The following is a 22,009-nucleotide window of genomic DNA, read 5'->3' on the forward strand; positions in this document are numbered from 1 at the left end:
GCATGGAAGAACGCAATCGTCGCGGCACGCTGGCCGCCATGCTGGCGCTGCCGATCGGCATGGCGGCCGCTGCCGAGGCATCGGCCGCCATGCCCAGGGGAAAGGCGAGCGGCATGGACATGGCCCAGCGGCTGGACATCATCGAGTCCAAGCAGGCGATCACCGAACTCCTCTATGCCTATGCGCGGGCCAATGACCGGGCGGACGAGGCGCTGCTGCGATCGCTCTTCTGGCCGGAATCCACGCACAAACATGGCAAGTTCGAGGGCAAGTCGTCCGATTTCGTCGGCTTCGCCTTCAAGATCGTGTCGACGCTCAAATATGCCTGCCACCACATCACCAATGTCTCGGTCGAGGTGAAGGGGGACAAGGCTTTTTCCGAATGCTATTATTTTGCGCAGCATCGGCGCGACCGCAAGGAAGGCGGGGGTGAGGAGGATGTCTTCTTCCAGGGCCGCTATCTCGACGATCTGGAGCGGCGGAACGGGATGTGGAAGATCATCCGTCGCCGGGGCCTGTCCGACTATACCTCGCCGCCCGAACCGGCGCAGACGCCCTATGCCGACTGGCCCGCGGGACAACATAGCGAGAAATATCCGAGCGACGATTATTACAAGATGCGCCAGCAGTTTCTGGGCAGTTGATCCGTGCGGGCGCTGATGTGCGAGGCGCATGGCGCGCCCGAGCAACTGGCGTTTCGTGATGTGCCCGTGCCCCAACCGGGGCCGGGCGAGATCAGGCTGGCGGTGCGGGCGGCGAGCGTCAATTTCCCCGACGCGCTGATGATCCAGAATCTCTACCAGACCAAGCCGCCCTTGCCCTTCATCCCCGGCGGCGAGGCGGCCGGGGTGGTCGATGCGATCGGCGAGGGCGTCAGCGGTTTTCGCATCGGCGACCGGGTGGCGGCGATCCCGTTCCAGGGCGCCTTTGCCGAGCAGGCGGTGGCGCCGGCCTTCCGCACCAGCATCATTCCCGATGCGATGGGCTTCGACGTCGCGGCCGGTTTCACCATGGTCTATGCGACGGCGCTGCACGGGCTGCGCCAGCGCGGGCGGTTGCAGGCGGGCGAGACGCTGCTGGTGCTGGGCGCTGCGGGCGGCGTGGGGCTGGCGGCGGTGGAGATCGGCAAGCGCATGGGGGCGCGGGTGATCGCGGCGGCGTCCAGCGCGGAAAAGCTGGAGCTGGCGCGGGCGCATGGCGCGGACGAGACGGTGAATTATGCCGAAACGGACATCAAGCAGGCGGTGAAGGCGCTGACCGGGGAGCGCGGCGTCGACGTGACCTTCGATCCGGTCGGTGGCGATCTGGCCGAGCCGGCCTTCCGCACCATGGGCTGGGACGGACGCTATCTGGTGGTCGGCTTTGCCGCCGGAAGCATCCCGGCGATCCCATTGAACCTGCCGCTGGTGAAGACGGCGTCGATCGTCGGTGTGACATGGGGGATGCACAGTCGGCGCGAGCCGGACATCCATGCCGCCAATATGGCGCAGCTTTATGACTGGTATGAACAGGGCGGATTGCGGCCGGCGATCGGCGCGCGCTTCGGCTTTGACGAGAGCCGGAAAGCGATCCGCTGGATCATGGATCGCAAGGCGCAGGGCAAGGTGGTGATCGAAATGGCCTGAGCGCGAGAGCGGGAGGACATGAGATCAACCCATGCCGTCATTGCGAGCGCAGCGAAGCAATCCACCGGAGCGAGATGGATTGCTTCGCTGCGCTCGCAATGACGAGTCTCTCTTATCCGGCCGGCCAGTTGGCGAGTGGGGTGCCGGCGATAGCGGTGCGGGCCTGGACGATCATGCCCTTGCCGCGCGAGACGACATAGAGGGTGCGCCGATCCGGCCCGCCCCAGCAGAGATTGGTCGGCATCGCGATCTTTTCGCCGGCGGGATCGTGGAGAATGTCGACCTTGCGCCCCTGCGGCGTCAGCGCGACCAGCCGGTTGGAAAAGGGCAGGGTGATCCAGAGATTGTCGGCCATGTCGAAGGCGATGCCGTCGCAATAGCCCAGCGCCGCCTTCTCCTGCGGGGGCAGCGCCAGGATCGCCTTGACCGTCTGGTCGGGGACGACGGTGCCCAGTTGCGGGCCGAAATCCTGCGGGTCGGCAAGGGTGCCGTCGGCGTTGCGGCGCCAGCGGCGGATGCGGCCTTCGGCCGTCAGCGAGGCATAGAGATGGCGTTCGTCCCGATCGAGGCAGAGGCCGTTGACCCCGCGCAGGGCGCGCGCGACGATCGCGGCGCTGCCGTCGGGCCGGACCATGTAGATGAAGCCGGCCGGCGTGGTGGTGCCGATATTGGCGACCGGACCCCAACTGCTGTGGGTGCAATAGATGCTGCCATCACGCGCGGTGGCGGGGCCGTTGGAGGCGACGAGCTGGCGCCCCTCCAGTTCCGAGACGAGCGTTTCGACCGCGCCGGTTTCGAGGGTGATGCGCTGGAGCGGGCCGGGCTGCTGCTTGAGCAGGCCCATATTGGCAACGATCACGCGGCCCCGCGCATCGACGGCGACGCCATTGGCGGCGAGGGGCGCGCCGACCTGCCGCAGCGGCTGGCCCGGCGCCAGAATACCGATCGCGCCGCCGCTGTTGGACAGGAACAGGCGGCCGTCGGGGGCGCTGGCGACACCCTCGGCATGGTCGAGCCCGTCGATGACCAGGCTGAAATCGGCCGGGGTCAGGGGTGCCGGGACCGTGGAGGCACGCGGCGTACCGGCGCGGGTGCAGCCGGCGAGCGCGAGTGCTGCGCCGCCGAGCAGGGCCGTGCGCCGGTCGACCGCCCTGTCAGTGGGCATCTTCAGCGAACCGGCGCGAAGCCGGCGATGCGGTGATCGCCCGCCTCGACCGGGCGGAAGCGCAGGCGCATGTCGCAGGCCGGTTCCACGCCTTCATCATCGACCAATATGCCCGCGATCCGCACGCCCGGCGCATCGTCGGGTTCGAACAGGATGATGGTGTAGGGGACTTCTGCCTTGTGGTCGCCGGGCAGCAGGCTGCGGATCACGGTGGTGAAGCTATAGGCCTTGCCCTCCGGCGAGACCGGGCGCCATTCGAGCACGGCATCGGGCTTTCCGGGGACGACTTCGGGCGGATACCAGACCCATTCGCCGGTTTCGGCGTCGGCGGTGATGCGCAGTTCGCCGGCATCGAGGCCGTCGTAGAAGCCCTGGAACAGCGGATCTTCCAGATGGACGGGATAGATGGGAATGCCCATGGTCAGTCCCTCGCAAGGATGGTGGTGGAATGATTATTGCCGCCCAGGCCCGCGACCGCGCAGAGGCGCGCATCGGGCACCTGGCGGTCGCCCTCCTGCCCGCGCAGCTGGCGCACGGCTTCGATCAGCAGGTTGATGCCGGGGACATAGCCACCCGACATATGGCCGCCGCTGGTATTGACCGGCATCCGGCCGCCCGGTTTCGCATGGCCGGCGGCATAGAAGCGCGCGCCTTCGCCGCGATCGCACAGGCCCAGCATCTCGGTCTGGACGATCGCAGAGATGGAGAAGCCGTCATAGACCTGGGCTAGGTCCAGATCCTTGGGATCCACGCCGGCCATGGCATAGGCCTGCGCCGCCGAGTCCCAGCCGGGATAGTCGAAGGTGCAGGGCTTCTGCGTGAACAGCACGCCATGGGGATAGTTGTTGTAGCCGATGCCGACGCCTTGCACCGCTATCACCGGATGGGGCAGATCGCGGGCAGCCTCCACCGCGCTCACCACATAGGCGCCGCCGCCATCGGTGGTGAGGCAGCAGTCGGCGACGCGCAGCGGGGTCGAGATCATCGGCGTCTGGCGATAGGCGTCGAGGTCCATCGGATCGCGCTTCTGCGCGCTGGGCGTCAGCGCCGCCCAGGCGCGGTATGTCATGGAGACCGAGGCCAGTTCCTCCTCGCTCATGCCGAATTCATGGGCGTAGCGATTGGCCATGGTCGCGAAATAGGTGGGCTGGCCAAAGAAGCCGGCGGGCATTTCCAGCCCGGCCTTCTGCGGCTCGCGCGCGTGGAAGCCATAGACGCCGCCCGGCTTGGTCGAGCGAATGGCATAGGGGACGAGGACATGGCGGGCGAGCCCGGCCTCGATCGCCAGTTGCGCCAGCCGTAGTGCATCGCCGGTGGTGGCGGTGCCGCCGGCCGTGTCGGCGACGGCGGTGAAGCGCCGGGTGGCGGCGCCGATCGCATGGGCGACCTCCTCCGAGGGGTGGCCGACATATTTGTTGCTGACATGGCCGTCGATATCGGCGGGGGTGAGGCCCGCATCGGCGATCGCGGCCAGGCTGGCGCGGGTCATCATCTGCATCACCGTTTCCTCGCCCTTGCGCAGGAACGCGGTTTCGCCAATGCCGGTGATGGCGATCTTGTTGCCCTTCATCATGCGTCCTTGAACCCCTTGCCCTGTGCCACCAGTCGTTCGATCAGCGGGGAGGGGGTGAAGGCGGCGCCATGCGCGGCCTCCAGCGCCTTCAGTCGGTCGAGGACGGTGGGAAGCCCCTGGAGATCGGCCCAGAACATCGGGCCGCCGCGATATTTCGGCCAGCCATAGCCGGTGATCCAGACGATATCGATGTCGGACGCGCGCGAGGCGATGCCTTCGTCGAGGATGCGGGCGCCCTCATTCACCATGGCGAAGAGGATGCGATCCTGGATTTCCGCGTCGCTGATATCGCGGCGGGTAATGCCCTGCTTCGCGGCGAAATCCTCGATCACCTGCATCGCGACCGGCGAGGGGGTCTGCTTGCGGTTCTCGTCATAGTCGTAGAAGCCGCCCTTCGTCTTCTGTCCGTGGCGGCCCATTTCGTTGAGGATCTCACGGACATTGGCGGAGCTGGTCGTCTTGGGGTTCCAGCCGACATCGAGCCCGACCAGATCGCGCATCTGGAAATGGCCCATGGCAAAGCCGAAGTCGTACAGTATCTTGTCGACCGCCCAGGGTGTGGCGCCTTCTAGGATCAACTGGTCCGCCTGCGTATTGCGAGCGGCGAGGATGCGGTTTCCGACGAAACCATAGCCATTGCCGACCAGCACGCCGATCTTGCCGATCGTCTTGGCGAGTTTCATGGCGGTGGCGATGATTTCCGGCTTCGTGTCCCTGGTGCGGACCACCTCCAGCAGCTTCATGACATTGGCCGGCGAGAAGAAATGGAGGCCGACGACGCTGTCGGGCCGGCTGGTGGCGGCGGCGATATCGTCAATGTCGAGATAGGAGGTGTTGGTGGCGAGGATGGCGCCGGGCCTGGCGATCCTGTCGAGCTTGGCGAAGACCTCGCGCTTGACGTCGATCTGCTCGAACACCGCTTCGATGATGAGGTCGCAATCGGCCAGATCCTCCATCGCGATCGATCCGGTGAGCAGGCCCATGCGGGTGTCGACATCCTCGGGCTTCATCTTGCCCTTCTTGGCGGTCGTCTCATAATTGCCGCGGATGATGCGCAGGCCGCGGAACAGCGCGTCTTCGTTGGTTTCGACCAGGGTGACGGGGACGCCGGCATTGGCGAAGTTCATCGCGATGCCGCCGCCCATGGTGCCGGCGCCGATGACGCCGACCTTGCCGATCGGCAGGATCGGGGTGTCGGCAGGCAGGCTGTCGACCTTGGCGGCCTGACGCTCGGCGAAGAAGACATGGCGCTGGGCGGCGGACTGGCTGCCGGCCTGCAGTTCGTTGAACAATTGGCGCTCGAAGGTCATGCCCTCGTCAAAGGGCAGCTCCAGGGACGCTTCGACGCAACGGATGATCGCTTCGGGGGCGTTGAAGCCACGAAATTTGCGGGCATTGGCCTTGCGGAAATCGGCGAAGATTTCGGGCTTGCCGCGCGCCTCGTCCAGCTTTTCGGTGCGGTCGCGGACCTTGAGCAGCGGGCGGCCTTCGTCGAGCACGCGCTGGGCAAGGGCGATGGCATCGGCGCGCAACTGGCCTTCGACGGCGAGTTCGTCGATCAGGCCCATTTCCTTCGCGGCTTTCGCCGAGACCGGGCTGCCGGCGGTCATGAGGTCGAGCGCCTTTTCGACGCCGACGATGCGGGGCAGGCGCTGGGTGCCGCCGGCGCCGGGCAGCAGGCCCAGATTGACTTCAGGCAGGCCGCATTTGGCCGAGGGGACGGCGATGCGATAATGGGCGACGAGCGCGAGTTCCAAGCCCCCGCCCAGCGCCGTGCCATGGATGGCGGCTATCACCGGCTTGGTGCCATTCTCCACCACCAGCTGCAGGTTGCGCAGCGTGGGTTCGACCGGCGGCTTGCCAAATTCGGTGATGTCGGCGCCGGCAAAGAAGGTGCGCCCTTCGCAGATCAGCACCATGGCGCCGACCGCCGGATCGCCGATGGCGGTTTCGACCGCGCTGGCGACGCCCTGGCGCACGGCGTTGGAGAGGGCGTTCACCGGCGGCGAATTGACCGTGATGACCGCGATGGAGCCTTCCACCGCATAGGTGACGACGTCATTGACCTTCATTCAAGCCTCTGTGCGTTTGGGCGCCTGGCTGGCCGGCGGATTGCGCGGCCAGCACCTGACGGGCGCGTTGGCGGAAATAATGCTGGAGCCCGGCGATCTCTTCGTCGGTCAGTTCCTGGAAGCGCGGCATGCCCCGTTCGCGCAATATGCCGTTGTGCAGCACATCCTTCATGCTGGCGGTGTCGAGCGGGACGCCCGACTGGAGCAGGTCCGGCGCAGCGCCGCCCGACACGGCGTTGGCGCCATGGCAGATGGAGCAGCGCTGGCCAAAGACGGTGGCGCCGATGGCGGCCTTGGCCGGATCGACGGCGAAGGCGGGATCGTCGATCACCGGCATGTCGACGGGATCGACCTTGGGCAGTGTGGCCTTGCCATCGAGGGCGAAGGTCAGGACGCGCCATTGCTGGGTGCGGTAATTCCATTCGCGCGGTAGGCCGATGGCGCTGGGGAAGCGGGAGCCGGCGATCACCGTCACATATTGCCGGCCGCGCGCGCGATAGCTGATCGGCTGGGCCATCACCGCGGTCTGGGCGTCGAACGACCAGAGCGGCTTGCCGCTGGTGGCGGCATAGGCGACGAACTTGCCGCCGGCATTGCCCTGGAACAGCAGATTGCCGGCGGTGGTCGCGGTGCCGCCGCCGCCGCGCAGACCGGGCATGGGAATGCGCCAGGCCTCGCGCTGCGTCACCGGGTTCCAGGCGAGCAGGAAGCTGGTGGCGGGGCGATCGGGCGTCACGCCGGGCGGCGGCGCGCCGGTGCCGACGCTGATGCGCTGGCCATCGAGATGCTTCCAGCCCTCGAGCGGCTCGGCCGGGTCGATATAGACGCGGCCCTGGTCCATCGTCGGGATATAGACGAGGCCGCTGCCCGGATTGAAGGACATCGCCTCGATATTATGGGCGCCGAAGGGCGAGGGGTAGACGATCGCCGCCTTGCCGCCCGGATAGCGGGCGGCGGGGTTTTCGATCGGCCGGCCGCTCTTCACGTCGACGCCGCTGGCCCAGTTGACCGGGACGATGTTGCGGGCGGAGATCAGCTTCCCGGTAGCGCGGTCGATGACGTAGAAGAAGCCGTTCTTGGGCGCGTGCATGAGCACGTCGCGGTCCTGCCCGTCGATCTTCAGCCGGGCGAGTTCCATGTCCATCGCCGAGTTGAAGTCCCAGGTTTCGCCCGGATTGGTCTGATAGTGCCAGACATATTCGCCGGTGTCGGCGTCGAGCGCGACGATCGAGCAGAGGAAGAGATTGTCGCCGCCGCCCGGACTGCGGATCTTCTGGTTCCAGGGGGAGCCATTGCCGACGCCGATATAGATGCGGTTATATTTGGGGTCATAGGCCATGGCATTCCAGGCGGTGCCGCCGCCGCCATATTTCCACCATTCGCCGGTCCAGGTCTTGGCGGCCATCGCCATCGCCTTGTTCTCGAAGCCGAGCTTCGGGTCACCGGGCACGGTGTAGAAGCGCCAGAGCTGCTTGCCGGTCTTCTGGTCATAGGCGGTGACATAGCCGCGGATCGGGGCGAAATCGGCGCCGCCATGGCCGATCAGCACCTTGCCGTTGAACACCCAGGGCGCACCGCTGATATAGCGTTCGTCATCCTTGCCGATGGTCTGGGTCGACCAGAGCCTGTGCCCGGTGCGGGCATTGATGGCGATCAGCCGGCCGTCGATCGTGCCGACATAGACAGCGCCATTATCATAGGCGATGCCGCGACTGCCCCAGGCGCCGCGCATCTTCTGGTCGGCGGCCTTCCAGCTTTGCGGGTCATAGGTCCATAGTGCATGGCCGGTGGCGGCGTCGACCGCGTGGACGACGCTGTAGCCCGAGGCATAATAAAGGATGCCGTCGACCGCGATCGGCGCGGTCAGGCTGGAGCCGCCGCCGTCGATATCCTGATACCAGGCGAGGCCGAGCCGGCCGACATTATGGTCGTTGATGTCTTTCAGCGGGCTGTAGTGATTTTCGTCGATGCCGCCATAGCCGGGCCAGTCGGTGCCGTCGCGCCGGGCCTGGCCGGAGGGCGCGCAGGCGGCGAGCAAGGCCAGAAACGGCAGAGTGAGGGACGCAAGACGCATGGAGATCAGCCCCCGATCGTCCGGTCGGACGGCCAGAAGCGCTGGCGCAGCGCCTTCTTGTTGACCTTGCCCATGATGGTGCGGCCGATATCGTCGACCATCTCATAGCCGCGCGGGCATTTATAGCCGGCAAGGCTGGCGCGGCAGAAGGCGTTGAGTTCGTCGGCGCTGGGCGGATCGGCCGGATCGCGCGGGATCACCAGTGCGCGGGCTTCCTCGCCCATTTCCGCATTGGGGGCGGCGACCACGGCGATGTCGGCCACCTTGGGATGGCGCAGCAGCACATGTTCGGATTCCGCCGGATAGATGTTGACCCCGCCGGACACGATCATGTCGGACACGCGATCGGTGATGAAGAGATAGCCGGCATCATCGACATAGCCCATTTCGCCCAGGGTGAAGATGCCGGGTGCGATATGGGCGGCGGCGGTCTTTTCCGGGTCGCCGCGATAGACGATGCCATGGCCGCTGGTGTCGCGGAAATAGACCTGGCCAACCTCGTTGGCGCCCAGCACCGCGCCATCATCGCCATAGATGACGGTTTCGAACGGGGCCAAGGCGCGGCCGACCGATCCGGGACGCTCCAGCCATTCGGGCGAAGTGATGAAGGTGGTGGAGCCGGCCTCGGTGCCGCCATAGGCCTCCACCAGCACCGGGCCGAACCAGTCGATCATCGCCTGCTTGACGGCGCGCGGGCAGGCCGCGCCGGTATGGGCGAGGCGCTGGATGCTGGAAATGTCGTATTTTGCGCGCACCTCTTCCGGCAGGGCGAGCATGCGCTGGAAATGGGTGGGAACCATGACCGATCCGGCGACCCGATATTTCTCGATCAGCGCCAGCGCCCTTTCCGCGTCGAAATGCTCGACCGTGATGAGGCTCATGCCGCCGAACACGTTGCGGGCCATGCCGAGCGGGCCGGTGTGGTAGAGCGGGCCGACGGCGATGCCGGGCGATGGCGTAATGCGGGCGCGCACCGTTTCCGCCAGCGCCTGCACCGTGGCGACGCGCGGGAAATATTGCGGCGGGGTCTCGGTCGCCTTGGGCCGGCCGGTGGTGCCGGAGGTATAATGGAGATGGGGCAGCGGGGGCACGCTGGGGTCCGGCTCGGCGGTCGAGGCGGCGGCGAGCCAGGCTTCCCAATGGATCAGACCTTCGCGATCGGGGCAGCGCCAGCCGATGACGGTGGCGACGCCGGCCTCGGCCGCGGCGGCAAGGCCCGCCTCCATCGTTTCCGGGCCGACCAGCAGGGCGACGGCGCCGCTGTCCTTGAGGATATAGGCGGCCTCCGACGGGGTGAGGTGGAAGCTGACCGGGACGCTGGAAATGCCGGCCTCCAGACAGGCGACATAGGCGATCACGGTTTCTGCGCTGTTGGGCGCAAAGACGGCGACCCGGCGTTCGTGCAGGTCGAGGCCGTTCAAGGCATTGGCGGCGCGGTTCAGCCGATCATCCAGTTGCAACCAGTCGAGCGAGACGCGCTCGTCGGTCAGCGCCATGTCGGTGCGACGGTCGGGCGCGACAGCCTGGAGGGTGAGTGACATCAGGCGTCCTTTCAGGCGGCCGGTGCGTGGACGGCACGCGCGGCGATGGTGGGGGCGAGATAGCGCAGGGCCATGCGGAAGGAGAGGAGGGCGACGACCGAGCAGACGGTGACGACCACCGCCAGCGACTGGCCCAGCGCGGCTTCCGACCGGAAGACATATTGGGTGAGCGCGGCGACGATCGCCGGGCCGGCGCCCAGGCCCAATATGGTGAAGACGAACAGGAAGAAGGCCAGCATCCGCGCGCGGATCGTCGCCGGTGCGATCAGCCCCATGATCGAGGAGACATAGACCATGAAGGGCACGGTGATGAACTGCGCCACGCAGTAGCAGACCAGGAAGACATAGACGTTGGTGGCGAAGAACATATAGGCGATCACCGGCAGGAAGCCGAGGATCAGCCAGCTGTAGAAACGCAGATGGGCGTCCTTCATGCCGCGCGTGAACAGGCGATCGACGATCCAGCCGTTGATCACCAGCGACACCGCCGAAACGATGTTCATCAGGCTCAGCGCCACGCCATATTGCACCGGCTTCCAGCCGAAATGCCGTTCGATATAGGCGGGCACCCAGTTGGTCATCGAATAGCCGCACATGGCGAGGCAGGATGTGCCGACCAGCATCAGCGCCAGCAGCCGCCAGTTCTGGCGCACGAAGCCGGCGATCGCGCCCTTTTCCGCAACCGGGCGCGCGGCCCTGGTCCCGCCGCGGCGGCCGGGTTCGGGGAAGGTGAAGACCAGCAGGGCGATGAGCAGGCCGGGTATGCCGACCATCATCATCACCAGCTGCCAGGGCTGCGCCGGGCCGTGGAAGGGGATATGGATTCCGCTATGCGCGGCGGCGAAGGCAATGGCGACGCCGCCCAGGGCAAATGCTGTCGCAGACCCCACCTTGCCGGCCATCTGGAAGGTCGAGGTGGCACGGGTCAGCAGGCGCGGCGGAAAGGCGTCGGCGATCAGCGAATAGGCGGCGGGCAGCAGCGCGGCTTCCCCCACGCCGACGAAGATGCGGCCGACCAGCAGCGCCTCATAGCTTTGCGCGAAGCCGCAGGCTGTGGTGGCGACGGCCCAGAGCGCGACGCCGCCGAAGATGATCCAGCGGCGCGAATAACGGTCCGCCGCCCAGCCGAGCGGCAGGCCGAAAATGGCGTAGAAGATGGCGAAGGAGGTCGAGGTGATCATGCTGACCTGGACATCGCTGAGCAGCAGATGCGCCTTGATCGGCGTGACCAGCATCGACACGATCAGCCGGTCGACCCAGGACAGGACATAGAGGCCGAACAGCACCGCCACCATCCACCAGGCGGTGCCCAGATGCTGGGTATCGCGGCCGTCCGGGGCTGTTTCCTGGCTGGTCATCAGCATGATCCTTCCCTTCGCCCTCTTGCGTCTCTCAGCGTTGCGGCAATGCGTTGAGTTCGGCGATCTTGAGCTTGCCGAGCTGGGCCATGTGCACCTCGTCCGGCCCGTCGGCGAGGCGCAGATAGCGCGCGTTCATGAAGGCGGCGGCAGGCGGGAAGTCGCTGGCCATGCCGATGCCGCCGAACACCTGCATCGCCCGGTCGGCGACCGTCTGGGTCATGCGCGGCGCGACGATCTTGATCGCGGCGATCAGATCCTTGGCGACCTTGTTGCCGTGGCGGTCCATCGCGTCGGCGGCCTTGAGCGTCAGCAGCCGGGCCTGCTCGATCTCGCAGAAGGACAAGGCGATATCCTGGCGGATGCTGCCCTGATCGGCGAGCTTGCGGCCGAAGGCGACGCGGCTGTCGACGCGGCGGGCCATATATTCGAGCGCGCGCTGGGCCTGGCCGATGAGGCGCATGCAGTGGTGGATGCGGCCCGGCCCCAGGCGGCCCTGCGCGATCTCGAACCCGCGTCCTTCGCCCAGGATCAGATTGTCTTTGGGCACGCGCACATCGTTGAAGACCATCTCGGCATGGCCGCCGGGCGAGTGGACGGCGTTCATCACGTCGAGCGGGCGGATGATCTCTATCCCCGGCGTGTCGGCCGGGATCAGGATCTGCGAATGCTGTTGGTGGCGCGGCCGGTCCGCATTGGGGGTGCGACCGAGCAGGATATAGACTTTGGTCAGCGGATCGAGCGCGCCCGAAATCCACCATTTGCGGCCATTGATGACATAGTCGTCGCCATCGGCGACGATCGTCGTCTCGACATTGGTGGCGTCGGACGAGGCGACGCCCGGCTCGGTCATGACATAGCAGGAGCGGATATCGCCGGCGAGCAGGGGCTTGAGCCATTTGTCCTGCTGCTCGGGCGTGCCGTAGCGGGCGAGCACTTCCATATTGCCGGTGTCGGGCGCGGAGCAGTTATAATATTCCGACGATCCGATCACCCGGCCCATCAGTTCGGCCAGCGGCGCATATTCGAGGTTGGTGAGGCCCGGACTCCATGCCCCATATTCATGCGGCAGGAACAGGTTCCACAGGCCCGCTTCCTTGGCCTTGGCCTTGATCGTTTCGGTGCCCGGCCAGCGCTGCCACAGATGGGCGGGATCATGGTGGAAATGATCCCGTTCCTTCTCGATCGGATAGACATGGGCGTCCATGAAATCGGTGAGTTGCGCCCGCAGCGCCTGCACCTTGTCGGAATATTCGAAATCCATGCGATCGGTCCTTTTGGGAAATGGGGCGAAGGCGGGCAGGGGGATCAGGTCAGCGTAAGGCCGCCGTCCACGATCAGCGTCTGCCCGCAGATGTAGGTGGAGAGGGGCGAGGCGAGGAACAGAGCGACGCCGGCCATTTCCTCCACCGAGCCGAAGCGGCCGAGCGGGATGCGCGACAGCGCGCGGTCGCGCCGCTCGTCATTGTCCATCGTCACCTTGGTCATCTTGGTATCGACCAGGCTGGGGGCGATGCCGTTGACGCGGATGCCCTCGCCAGCCCAGGCGATGGCGAGCGCCCGGACCAGATTGACCGCGCCGGCCTTGGACGCGGCATAGGCGGGGTTGCCGAAGGTCGCCTTGAACCCGCCGATCGAACTGACGACGATAACGGCGCCTTTCGTGGCGGCCAACGCATCCCTGAAGCGGTTGGAGATGTGGAGGATGGAGTCGAGATTGACCGCCATCACCTTGTTCCAGCCGTCGACCTCGAACTCCTGGCGGCGATAGAGGACTGCGCCCTGCGAATGGATGAGCACGTCCAGCGCATCGAAGGGGGCGGGCGCGGCGGCGATCGCGGCGGGATCGCTGACATCAACCTGGGTATAGCCGATGCCGTCCAGATCCGACCCTTCCTCGCCGGCATAGTCGGCGGCGCTGGCGCGCGTGCCCCATACATGGACGCGGGCGCCGCGCTGCAGGAAGGCCTGGGCCATGCCATTGCCGATGCCGCTCGATCCGCCGACCACCAGCACCGTCTTTCCGGTGAAGTCCAGTTCATTGCCCAAGGGGGAACATCCTTCCTGCATGTCAGCGGATCAGCGCCAGGGCGCGGTCGAAAAGGTGGATGGCGCGGCTGTGCAGCCGATCGCCGGTGTCGCGTGGGGCCTTGCCGGCGCAGGCGCGGGCATGGGTGCCCTCCAGCAGGATGCCGAGCTTGTAGCAGGCGAGGACATGATACCAGTCGACCGCCGACAGATTGCGCGCGGAGCCGGCGCCATAGCGCGCGACCAGTTCGGCGGGCGTCGGGAAACCCTCCCACGGCGTGACCGACACGGTGCTGGCGCCGCTGCCGTCGGGCCAGGTGGCGAGCATCCAGCCCAGATCGAGCAGCGGATCGCCGATCGTCGCCAGTTCCCAGTCGATGATCGCGGCAAGATCGCCGCTGTCGGGGCGGTACATGACATTGGCGAGATGATAGTCGCCATGCATGATGCCGGGCGTGAAATCCGCCGGGCGGTGCCGTTCCAGCCAGGCGGCGATGGCGTCGACGCTGGGCAGCGCCTGCGGCCCGGTCCAGTCGGAAAATTCGCCATAGCCGGCAAGCTGGCTGCGCCAGCGATCGACCTGGCGGCCGAGGAAATTGTCGGGCCGGCCGAAATCGGCGAGGCCCAGCGCCTGATGATCGAGCGCCCCCAATGCGGCGATGCCGTCGACCAGGGCCAGGCCCATGGCGTGGCGCATCGTGGGCGAACCGGCATGGGGCATGGGCAGCTTGCCGACCGGATTGAAGCCGTCGACCGGCTCCATCAGGTAGAAGGCGACGCCCAGCACGCTTTCGTCGCCGCAATCGGCGATCAGCGCGGGATGGGGCACATTGGTGCCGGCGATGGCGCGCAACAGCCGGGCCTCGCGCCGCATGGTTTCATTGCTGTTGGGGCGGGGGTGTGCCGGCGGGCGACGGAAGATATAATCGCGGCCGTCGCGGGTCAGGCGCAGCAGGATATTCTGCGTCCCCCCGGCAAGCGGCGTCATGTTGTCGATCGGACCGGAGCCAAGCCCCTGATCCGTCATCCACGCCGCCAGCGACTCGATGTCGACCGCTGATTCCACTTAGGCATCCCTCGCTTTTTTCGACTGTTAGCCGTCGATTAGGTCAATTGGATAATGCACTTGACGAACCAGCATTGCAATGAGAAATTGCACTCATGGTCAGACTTCAACTCGCCAAGGCCGAAGATGCCAGCCGCGGATCTGCTGCCGAGCAGATCAAGCAGGTGGCGTTGCGCCTGTTCGCCGAAAAGGGCGTGGACGGCGTGACCGTGCGCGAGATTGCGGCGGCGGCGGGACAGAAGAATCACGGCGCCGTAAGCTACTATTTCGGATCGAAGGAGGCGCTGGTCCGGGCGCTGGTGATGGACGGGGCGATGGCGCTGGAGCGGGAGCGCAATGCGGCGCTCGACGGGCTGGAGGCGCAGGGCGGGCCGCGCTCGATCCGCGAAGTGGTGGAGATATTGGTGCGGCCGGTGCTGGCGCTGCCCGATAGCCATTATGTCCAGTTCATCGTCATCTTTGCGATGACCCATCGCGACATGATGCTGGATGCGATCGATCCGGCCTGGAACAATGCCTATGGCCGGTGCCTGGACCATTTGCGGGGGATGATGGCGGACCTGCCGGTGGCGTTGCAGAACCAGCGCTTCGTGTTCATGGGGGCGTATCTGAGCGCCGTGCTGTCGGCGCGGCAGCGGGCGCTGGCGGACGAGAGCCGCGCGCATCCGATGTGGGGCAGCGAGGCGAGTGTCGAGCATTTCCTGCAGACGCTGGTGGCGTTGCTGGAAGCGCCGGCGGATCTTCCGGCGACGATGCTGAGGCAACTGGGGCAACGCGACGGCGCTATTGCGGATCGACCCGGCCCTGTCGGTTGAACCGGGGCGCAATCACAATCAGAACATAGAAGACGAAACAAGCGGAGCGGGATGATGGCAGTTACGGAAAGGATCGGCGAAGCGGAGCACGCGCGCACGGCAGAGCTGCTGGCGATGCCGCTGGCCGAACTGATGGCGCAGGCGGCGGCGCTGCGCGACGAAGGCCATGGCCGGGTGCAGAGCTGGTCGCGCAAGATCTTCATCCCGCTGACCCAGCTATGCCGCAATCTCTGTCATTATTGCACCTTCTCCCAGCCGCCCCGGCCGGGCGAGAATGCCTATATGACGCGCGCGGAAGTGCTGGCGGTGGCGCGGGCGGGCAAGGCGGCGGGCTGCACCGAAGCGCTGTTCACGCTGGGCGACAAGCCGGAATTGCGCTTCGCCGCTGCGCGCGAGGAACTGGCGCGGCTGGGCCATGACAGCACCCTGTCCTATCTGGCGGAGATGGCGGCGTTGGTGCGCGACGAGACCGGGCTGCTGCCGCATATCAATGCCGGGGTCATGACCCGCGAGGAAATGGCCGGTCTGCGCCGGGTGTCGGTGTCGCAGGGGCTGATGCTGGAGTCGGTGTCCGACCGGCTCTGCCGCAAGGGCGGCGCCCATTATCGCTCGCCCGACAAGGAGCCGGCGGCGCGGCTGGAGACGATCCGGCTGGCGGGCGAACTGGCCATCCCCTTCACCACCGGCATTTTGATCGGTATCGGCGAGACGCGCGAGGAGCGGATCGAGGCTCTGGAGGCGATCCGCGACCTGCAGGACGGCTATGGCCATATTCAGGAAGTGATCGTCCAGAATTTCCGGGCCAAGGAACGCACGGTCATGGCCAATGCGCCCGAGCCGGACATGGACGATCTGCTATGGACGATCGCGGTGGCGCGGCTGATCCTAGGGCCGGAGATGAATATCCAGGCGCCGCCCAACCTGTCCGCGGCGGACTTCCCCCGGCTGATGGCGGCGGGGATCAATGACTGGGGCGGCGTGTCGCCGGTGACGCCCGACCATGTGAACCCGGAAGCGCCCTGGCCGGCGGTCGAGCGGCTGCGCGCGGCGACCGAGAGCGAGGGGCGGATGCTGGTCGCCCGGCTGCCGGTCTATCCCGCCTATGCGCAGGATAATGAGCGCTGGCAGGACCAGACGATGGTGCGCCATGTGCTGGCCCATGCCGATGCGATGGGCTTTGCGCGCGAGGATGACTGGTCGCCGGGCATCGCGCTGGAGCCGCGCATCACGCGCCCGTCGGCGCTGCCGGTCGATCCCACGATTGCGGCGATCGTCGACCGGGCGATGACCGGGGCGCTGCTGGAAGAGGATGAGATCGAGACGCTGTTCACCGCGCGCGAGAGCGACCTGGAGCATGTCTGCGCCAGTGCGGACGCGCTGCGGATGCAGGAGATGGGCGACACAATCAGCTATGTCGTCAACCGCAACATCAACTACACCAATATCTGCGCCTATAAATGCAGCTTCTGCGCTTTTTCCAAGGGCGACAAGGCGGAGGCGCTGCGCGGCAAGCCCTATGACCTGGACCTGGAGGAAGTGGTGCGCCGCACCCGCGAGGCGTGGGAGCGGGGCGGCACCGAAGTCTGCCTGCAGGGCGGCATCCACCCCCATTATACCGGCGACACCTATCTGAACCTGGCCCGCGCGGTGAAGGCGGCGGTGCCCGAGATGCACATCCACGCCTTTTCCCCGCTGGAAGTATGGCAGGGGGCGGCGACGCTGGGCCTGCCGGTCGAGGATTTCCTGCGCCGGCTGAAGGCGGTGGGCCTCGACACGCTGCCCGGCACGGCGGCCGAGATACTGGATGACGAGGTGCGGGCGATCATCTGCCCGGACAAGCTGGACACGGCGCAATGGCTGGAGGTGATCGAGACCGCGCATCGCGTCGGCTTCACCACCACCGCGACGATCATGTTCGGCCATGTCGACACGCCGCGCCACTGGGCAAGGCACCTGATCCGCATCCGCGACCTGCAGCGGCGGACCGGCGGCTTCACCGAATTCGTGCCCTTGCCCTTCGTCCATATGGAGGCGCCGATGGGCGTGCGCGGCCAGTCGCGCCATGGCCCGACCTTCCGCGAGGTGCGGTTGATGCACGCGGTCGCGCGGCTGGCGCTGCACCCGCATATCCGCTCGATCCAGACCAGCTGGGTCAAGCTGGGGCCGGAAGGGGTGAAGGCCTGCCTGGAGGGCGGCGCCAATGATCTGGGCGGCACGCTGATGAACGAGAGCATCTCGCGCGCGGCCGGCACCCAGCATGGCCAGGAAATGCCGCCCGCCGCGATGGAGGCGCTGATCCGGTCGATCGACCGAACGCCCCGGCAGCGCAGCACCGCCTATGGCGGGGTGAGCGAGGATATCCATGCACGCGGAATGACCGCGGCGGAACTGACACCGATGGTCCTGACGCCCCCGCGCAAGCGGCGGCGCGAGGCAGATACGAACCAGGAGAGGTTTGAATATGCAGAATGAGGCTTTGGCGACGATCGCCGTGCTTGGCGGGACCGGCAAGGAAGGTGGCGGCCTGGCGCTGCGCTGGGCGCACAAGGGGCACAAGGTCATCATCGGCAGCCGCACCGCCGAGCGGGCGCAGGAGGCCGCCGATGCGATGAACGCGACGCTGGGCGGGAGTTCGGTCGTCGGCGCCGCCAATCCCGATGCCGCGGCGCAGGCCGACATCATCGTGCTGGCCGTGCCCTATGCTGCGCAGCAATCGACGGTGAAGGACGTCGCTGACGCGCTGGCGGGCAAGATATTGATCGACGTGACCGTGCCGCTGGTGCCGCCCAAGGTCAGCCGGGTGCAGTTGCCCGATGGCGGATCGGCGGTCGAGGCAGTGCAGAACATGCTCGGCGAGGGCGTCCGCGTCGTATCCGCCTTCCAGAATATCAGCGCGCATCACCTGACCAAGCTGGACGAGGAGATTGAGTGCGACGTGCTGGTCTGCGCCGACGACAGCGAGGCGGCGGACCAGGTGGTCGCACTGGCGCAGGAAATCGGCCTGCGCGCCTGGAATGCCGGGCCTTTGTGCAATTCGGTTGTTGCAGAAGGACTTACGTCGGTCTTGATTGCGCTCAATCGGCGGTACAAGGTGCCCGGATCGGGTATTCGCATCACCGGAGTGTAAGCTGCATCCATGATAGTCGCACCGGCCGCCGTCACATTATCGGCCCTGAACGGGGTTCCCATGGTTGCGCCGGGCGACGATCTGTCGGCCATGCTGCTGTCGGCCTGCCGTGCCAATGGCCTGTCGCTGCAGGATGGCGACATCGTCGTGCTGGCGCAGAAGATCATATCCAAGGCGGAGGGCCGCGCGGTGCCGCTCGCCAGCGTGTCGCCCTCGGCCGAGGCGATCGATCTGGCAGCGCAATGCCACAAGGATCCCCGGCTGGTCGAACTGATCCTGTCGGAGAGCGAGAAACTGATGCGGGTCCGGCCGGGCGTGCTGATCGTGCGCCATCGGCTGGGTCTGGTTCTGGCCAATGCCGGGATCGACCAATCCAATATCGCGCAGGATGAGGATGGTGTCGCGCTGCTGCTGCCACTCGATCCCGATGGCAGCGCTGCGGCACTGCGGCAGGCGGTGCGTGATGCGCTGGGCATCGACATCGCGGTGGTCATCATCGACAGTCTGGGTCGTGCCTGGCGCAAGGGCACCTGTGGCGTGGCGATCGGCGTCGCCGGCATGAGCGGCCTGCTCGACCTGCGCGGCGAGCCGGACCTGCATGGCCGGCCGTTGCAGACCAGCGAACTGGGCCTGGCCGACGAGGTGGCGGCCGCCGCCTCGCTGATCATGGGCCAGGCCGGCGAAGGCCGGCCGATCGTCGTGGCGCGGGGCATTGCGCGGGGCCGCAATGAGGGCAGTGCGGCCGAACTGATCCGCGAACCGGCGATGGACCTGTTCCCATGAGCGTGCTGGCCCTGGCCGGGGGCGTCGGCGGCGCCAAGCTGGCCAATGGCCTGGCCGGCGTCGTGCCGCTCGGCGCACTGACCATTGCCGTCAACACCGGTGACGATTTCGTCCATATGGGGCTGCATATCTCGCCCGACATCGACAGCGTCACCTATGCGCTGGCGGGCATGAACGATAACGTGCGGGGCTGGGGCGTGGCCGATGAAAGCTGGGCCTTCATGGACGCGACAAGGCGGCTGGGCGGCGAGAGTTGGTTCAACCTGGGCGATCGCGACCTGGCGACCCATGTGCTGCGCACGGCGTTGCTGCGCGAGGGCACGCTGTCTTCGGTCACGGCGGACATCGCCGCGCGGCTGGGCATCGGGCCGGCAATCGTGCCGATGAGCGACGATCCGGTCCGGTCGATGATCGACACCGACCAGGGCGAAATGGCGTTCCAGGATTATTTCGTGCGCCATCAATGCGGGCCGCGCTTCAAATCGATCCGGTTCGACGGGGCGGCGGCCGCGCGGCCGAGCGCCGGTCTGGTGGCGGCACTGGATGATCCCGCGCTGGAAGCGATCATTCTTTGCCCATCCAATCCGATCCTGTCGATCGACCCGATCCTGGCGGTGCCGGGCGTGCGCGACAGGTTGGCGGCACGGCGCGTGCCGTGCGTGGCGCTGTCGCCCTTCATCGCGGGACAGGCGGTCAAGGGGCCGGCGGCCAAGATCATGACCGAACTGGGTCTGCCGACGACCCCGGCGACGATCGCCCGCCATTATGAGGGGCTGATCGACGGGCTGATGGTGGACGTGGCCGATGCGGCGGGCTGGTGCGACGATGGACTGGCGGTGCGCAGTGCCGACATATTGATGCGCAATGTCGATCAGCAGCGGGCGCTGGCCGCTCAGATGATCGATTTTGCAGCGGTCTTACGGCGCGCGGTGCCATGACCCTGTCGATCCTGATCCCGGCCAAGAGCTTCGCGCAGGGCAAGAGCCGGCTGGCGGAGGTTCTGGGGCCACGGGATCGGGCGGCGCTGTGCCGGCAATTATTGGGGCATGTGCTGGCGGTCGCGCGCGATGCTGGGCTGGATGCAATCACCTATGTCGTCAGCGCCTGCCCGGAGGTGCGCGGTTTCGCGACCGAGCGGGGCGCGACTGTCCTGGCCGAGCGGGAGCCGGGCCATGTGCCGGCACTGATGGCGGCGATGCAGGCGTTGCCGATCGATCGGCCGGTGCTGATTCTGAGCGCGGACCTGCCGATGCTGGCGGCTGCGGACCTGCACGCGATGGTGCAGGAACCGGCCGATGTGGTGATCGCCACCGATCGTGAGGGGCAGGGGACCAACGCGCTGCTGCTGAAGCGGCCCGGCCTCATCCCGCTGCGCTTCGGGCCGAAGAGTTGTGCTGCCCATGTCGGCGAAGCGGAACGAGCCGGACATCGCGTATCGGTCATCCGGCGACCCGGTCTCGCCGACGATGTCGACCTGCCCGAACATCTCCAAATATTTTCCGTTGGTGCATAATTGCCTTGGTCCTGCCGAACGGGCGGGGTAAGGCAATAAAATTGCATCGAGGTATATAATTGGAGGAGTCGGATGGCGGAGGCATATATTGCGGCCGTGGCGCGCAGCGCCGGTGGCAAGCGGGGCGGCAGGCTGGCGGGGGTGCATCCCGCGGATCTGGCCGGGCGCGTGCTGGCGGGACTGGTGGGCCGCAGCGGGATCGATCCGGCCGCGATCGAGGATGTCCTCATGGGCTGCGCCTGTCCCGGCGGCGAGCAGGGCGCGAACATCGCCCGCAACGCCGTGCTGGCAAGCGGCCTGCCCGAATCCGTGCCCGGCACCCATGTCGACCGCCAGTGCGGATCGTCGCAGCAGGCGCTGCATTTCGCCGCCGCGACGGTGATGGCGGGCGTGCAGGACGTGGTGATCGCCGCCGGTGTCGAGAGCATGACGCGCGTGCCGATGGGGCTGCCCTGGACGCTGGCGGCCAAGCATGGCTTTGGCACCTATCGCAGTCCGGGGATCGAGGCGCGCTATCCCGACACGCCGTTCAGCCAGTTTGGCGGGGCCGAGATGATGGCCCGCAAATATGGCTTCGATCGTGCGGCGCTCGACGCCTATGCGCTGGAGAGCCATCATCGCGCGGCGGCGGCGACGCAGGCCGGCAAGTTCGATGCGGAGATAGTACCGCTGGAGGTCGAGACCGCCGAGGGCGAAACGCTGGTCCACAAGGTGGATGAGGGCATCCGCTTTGACGCCAGCCTGGAGAAGATTGCCAGCGTCAAGCTGTTGACCGAGGGCGGGGTGATATCCGCCGCCAATGCCAGCCAGATCTGCGATGGCGCCGCGGCGCTGCTGATCGTCAATGAGCGGGGCCTCAAGACCCATGGCCTGACGCCGCTGGCACGGGTGCATGAAATGACTGTGCTGGGGCATGATCCGGTCATCATGCTGGAGGCGCCGATCCCGGCGACCGAGCGGGCGCTGGCGCGGGCAGGCATGACGCTGGGCGATATCGATCTTTATGAAGTGAATGAGGCGTTCGCGCCGGTGCCGCTGGCCTGGGCCAAGGCGCTGGGCGCCGATCCGGCGCGGCTCAACGTGCATGGCGGGGCGATTTCGCTGGGCCATCCGCTGGGGGGATCGGGCGCCAAGCTGATGGCGACGCTGGTCAGCGCCCTCCACGATCGTGGCGCGCGCTATGGCCTCCAGACCATGTGCGAGGCCGGCGGCATGGCCAATGTGACGATCGTGGAACGGCTCTGAGGGGAATGGATCGGCCCTTCCCCG

General features: G+C 66.8%; 19 protein-coding genes. 9 read left to right on the plus strand and 10 right to left on the minus strand.

Annotated elements, in window-relative coordinates; genetic code table 11:
* The first annotated feature begins 2 nt into the window (after window positions 1–2).
* Window positions 3–644 (plus strand): nuclear transport factor 2 family protein, encoded by a 642-nt coding sequence (locus VHN57_RS06150; protein ID WP_278985984.1) that lies wholly within the window; start codon window positions 3–5, stop codon window positions 642–644.
* 3 nt (window positions 645–647) lie between these two features.
* Window positions 648–1,625 (plus strand): NADPH:quinone oxidoreductase family protein, encoded by a 978-nt coding sequence (locus VHN57_RS06155; protein ID WP_278985985.1) that lies wholly within the window; start codon window positions 648–650, stop codon window positions 1,623–1,625.
* 112 nt (window positions 1,626–1,737) lie between these two features.
* Here VHN57_RS06155 and VHN57_RS06160 read toward each other — a convergent pair whose 3' ends face one another.
* Genes VHN57_RS06160 through VHN57_RS06205 form a run of 10 tightly spaced genes read right to left on the minus strand, consistent with a single transcriptional unit; the run spans window position 1,738 to window position 14,502 of the window.
* Window positions 1,738–2,790: an SMP-30/gluconolactonase/LRE family protein gene (locus tag VHN57_RS06160; RefSeq protein ID WP_278985987.1), complete on the minus strand. Its 1,053-nt coding sequence runs from the start codon at window positions 2,788–2,790 to the stop codon at window positions 1,738–1,740.
* 2 nt (window positions 2,791–2,792) lie between these two features.
* The gene (locus tag VHN57_RS06165) at window positions 2,793–3,209 is read right to left on the minus strand and encodes a Zn-ribbon domain-containing OB-fold protein (protein WP_423283141.1); all 417 of its coding nucleotides are present in this window, start codon (window positions 3,207–3,209) and stop codon (window positions 2,793–2,795) included.
* Between the two features lie 2 nt (window positions 3,210–3,211).
* A complete protein-coding gene (locus VHN57_RS06170) occupies window positions 3,212–4,363 on the minus strand; it encodes a thiolase family protein (protein WP_423283143.1) in 1,152 nt (383 codons plus the stop codon).
* Window positions 4,360–6,435, minus strand: a complete 2,076-nt coding sequence (locus VHN57_RS06175; protein ID WP_278985993.1) for a 3-hydroxyacyl-CoA dehydrogenase NAD-binding domain-containing protein — start codon at window positions 6,433–6,435, stop codon at window positions 4,360–4,362. The genes VHN57_RS06170 and VHN57_RS06175 overlap by 4 nt, the downstream gene beginning before the upstream one ends.
* Window positions 6,422–8,509, minus strand: coding sequence for a PQQ-dependent dehydrogenase, methanol/ethanol family (locus VHN57_RS06180; RefSeq protein WP_423283145.1), 2,088 nt, complete (start codon window positions 8,507–8,509; stop codon window positions 6,422–6,424). Before VHN57_RS06180 ends, VHN57_RS06175 begins: the two co-directional genes overlap by 14 nt.
* A 5-nt stretch (window positions 8,510–8,514) precedes the next feature.
* Complete coding sequence (locus VHN57_RS06185) at window positions 8,515–10,050, minus strand: AMP-binding protein (RefSeq protein ID WP_423283147.1); 1,536 nt, start codon at window positions 10,048–10,050, stop codon at window positions 8,515–8,517.
* An 11-nt stretch (window positions 10,051–10,061) separates the two neighbouring features.
* Window positions 10,062–11,408, minus strand: coding sequence for an MFS transporter (locus VHN57_RS06190; RefSeq protein ID WP_278986578.1), 1,347 nt, complete (start codon window positions 11,406–11,408; stop codon window positions 10,062–10,064).
* A 34-nt stretch (window positions 11,409–11,442) separates the two neighbouring features.
* Window positions 11,443–12,672 (minus strand): acyl-CoA dehydrogenase family protein, encoded by a 1,230-nt coding sequence (locus VHN57_RS06195; protein ID WP_278986577.1) that lies wholly within the window; start codon window positions 12,670–12,672, stop codon window positions 11,443–11,445.
* A 44-nt stretch (window positions 12,673–12,716) separates the two neighbouring features.
* Window positions 12,717–13,457 (minus strand): SDR family NAD(P)-dependent oxidoreductase, encoded by a 741-nt coding sequence (locus tag VHN57_RS06200; protein ID WP_278986576.1) that lies wholly within the window; start codon window positions 13,455–13,457, stop codon window positions 12,717–12,719.
* Window positions 13,458–13,479: 22 nt separating this feature from the next.
* Window positions 13,480–14,502, minus strand: coding sequence for a phosphotransferase family protein (locus tag VHN57_RS06205; RefSeq protein ID WP_278986574.1), 1,023 nt, complete (start codon window positions 14,500–14,502; stop codon window positions 13,480–13,482).
* 95 nt (window positions 14,503–14,597) lie between these two features.
* On the opposite strand from VHN57_RS06205, the gene VHN57_RS06210 reads away from it, so the two are divergent.
* The 7 genes from VHN57_RS06210 to VHN57_RS06240 all read left to right on the plus strand — a co-directional run bounded on the left by VHN57_RS06210 (window position 14,598) and on the right by VHN57_RS06240 (window position 21,985).
* On the plus strand, window positions 14,598–15,317 hold the full coding sequence (locus VHN57_RS06210) for a TetR/AcrR family transcriptional regulator (protein WP_278986573.1): 720 nt from the start codon (window positions 14,598–14,600) through the stop codon (window positions 15,315–15,317).
* Window positions 15,318–15,368: 51 nt separating this feature from the next.
* The gene (gene cofH / locus VHN57_RS06215; protein ID WP_278986572.1) at window positions 15,369–17,789 is read left to right on the plus strand and encodes a 5-amino-6-(D-ribitylamino)uracil--L-tyrosine 4-hydroxyphenyl transferase CofH; all 2,421 of its coding nucleotides are present in this window, start codon (window positions 15,369–15,371) and stop codon (window positions 17,787–17,789) included.
* Entirely contained in the window at window positions 17,779–18,444 is a 666-nt protein-coding gene (gene npdG / locus VHN57_RS06220; protein ID WP_010339007.1) for an NADPH-dependent F420 reductase, read from the plus strand. The genes cofH and npdG overlap by 11 nt, the downstream gene beginning before the upstream one ends.
* A 9-nt stretch (window positions 18,445–18,453) precedes the next feature.
* Window positions 18,454–19,227 carry a coenzyme F420-0:L-glutamate ligase gene (gene cofE, locus VHN57_RS06225; RefSeq protein ID WP_423283152.1) on the plus strand — a complete coding sequence of 258 codons (774 nt, stop codon included), beginning with the start codon at window positions 18,454–18,456 and terminating at the stop codon, window positions 19,225–19,227.
* Window positions 19,224–20,165: a 2-phospho-L-lactate transferase gene (gene cofD, locus VHN57_RS06230; RefSeq protein ID WP_278986570.1), complete on the plus strand. Its 942-nt coding sequence runs from the start codon at window positions 19,224–19,226 to the stop codon at window positions 20,163–20,165. Before cofE ends, cofD begins: the two co-directional genes overlap by 4 nt.
* Window positions 20,162–20,740 (plus strand): 2-phospho-L-lactate guanylyltransferase, encoded by a 579-nt coding sequence (gene cofC, locus VHN57_RS06235; RefSeq protein WP_423283155.1) that lies wholly within the window; start codon window positions 20,162–20,164, stop codon window positions 20,738–20,740. The genes cofD and cofC overlap by 4 nt, the downstream gene beginning before the upstream one ends.
* Before the next feature lie 72 nt (window positions 20,741–20,812).
* Window positions 20,813–21,985 carry an acetyl-CoA C-acetyltransferase gene (locus VHN57_RS06240; protein ID WP_423283157.1) on the plus strand — a complete coding sequence of 391 codons (1,173 nt, stop codon included), beginning with the start codon at window positions 20,813–20,815 and terminating at the stop codon, window positions 21,983–21,985.
* Window positions 21,986–22,009: the final 24 nt, after the last annotated feature.

The organism is Sphingobium salicis subsp. salicis (genome assembly GCF_049472635.1).
Lineage (GTDB): Bacteria > Pseudomonadota > Alphaproteobacteria > Sphingomonadales > Sphingomonadaceae > Sphingobium > Sphingobium yanoikuyae_A.

Coding starts and splice junctions, on each gene's coding strand:
- VHN57_RS06150 (WP_278985984.1), top strand. CDS start 3: ATGGAAGAACGCAATCGTCGCGGCACGCTGGCCGCCATGCTGGCGCTG.
- VHN57_RS06160 (WP_278985987.1), bottom strand. CDS start 2,790: ATGCCCACTGACAGGGCGGTCGACCGGCGCACGGCCCTGCTCGGCGGC.
- VHN57_RS06165 (WP_423283141.1), bottom strand. CDS start 3,209: ATGGGCATTCCCATCTATCCCGTCCATCTGGAAGATCCGCTGTTCCAG.
- VHN57_RS06170 (WP_423283143.1), bottom strand. CDS start 4,363: ATGATGAAGGGCAACAAGATCGCCATCACCGGCATTGGCGAAACCGCG.
- VHN57_RS06175 (WP_278985993.1), bottom strand. CDS start 6,435: ATGAAGGTCAATGACGTCGTCACCTATGCGGTGGAAGGCTCCATCGCG.
- VHN57_RS06180 (WP_423283145.1), bottom strand. CDS start 8,509: ATGCGTCTTGCGTCCCTCACTCTGCCGTTTCTGGCCTTGCTCGCCGCC.
- VHN57_RS06185 (WP_423283147.1), bottom strand. CDS start 10,050: ATGTCACTCACCCTCCAGGCTGTCGCGCCCGACCGTCGCACCGACATG.
- VHN57_RS06190 (WP_278986578.1), bottom strand. CDS start 11,408: ATGACCAGCCAGGAAACAGCCCCGGACGGCCGCGATACCCAGCATCTG.
- VHN57_RS06195 (WP_278986577.1), bottom strand. CDS start 12,672: ATGGATTTCGAATATTCCGACAAGGTGCAGGCGCTGCGGGCGCAACTC.
- VHN57_RS06210 (WP_278986573.1), top strand. CDS start 14,598: ATGGTCAGACTTCAACTCGCCAAGGCCGAAGATGCCAGCCGCGGATCT.
- cofH (WP_278986572.1), top strand. CDS start 15,369: ATGATGGCAGTTACGGAAAGGATCGGCGAAGCGGAGCACGCGCGCACG.
- npdG (WP_010339007.1), top strand. CDS start 17,779: ATGCAGAATGAGGCTTTGGCGACGATCGCCGTGCTTGGCGGGACCGGC.
- cofE (WP_423283152.1), top strand. CDS start 18,454: ATGATAGTCGCACCGGCCGCCGTCACATTATCGGCCCTGAACGGGGTT.
- cofD (WP_278986570.1), top strand. CDS start 19,224: ATGAGCGTGCTGGCCCTGGCCGGGGGCGTCGGCGGCGCCAAGCTGGCC.
- cofC (WP_423283155.1), top strand. CDS start 20,162: ATGACCCTGTCGATCCTGATCCCGGCCAAGAGCTTCGCGCAGGGCAAG.
- VHN57_RS06240 (WP_423283157.1), top strand. CDS start 20,813: ATGGCGGAGGCATATATTGCGGCCGTGGCGCGCAGCGCCGGTGGCAAG.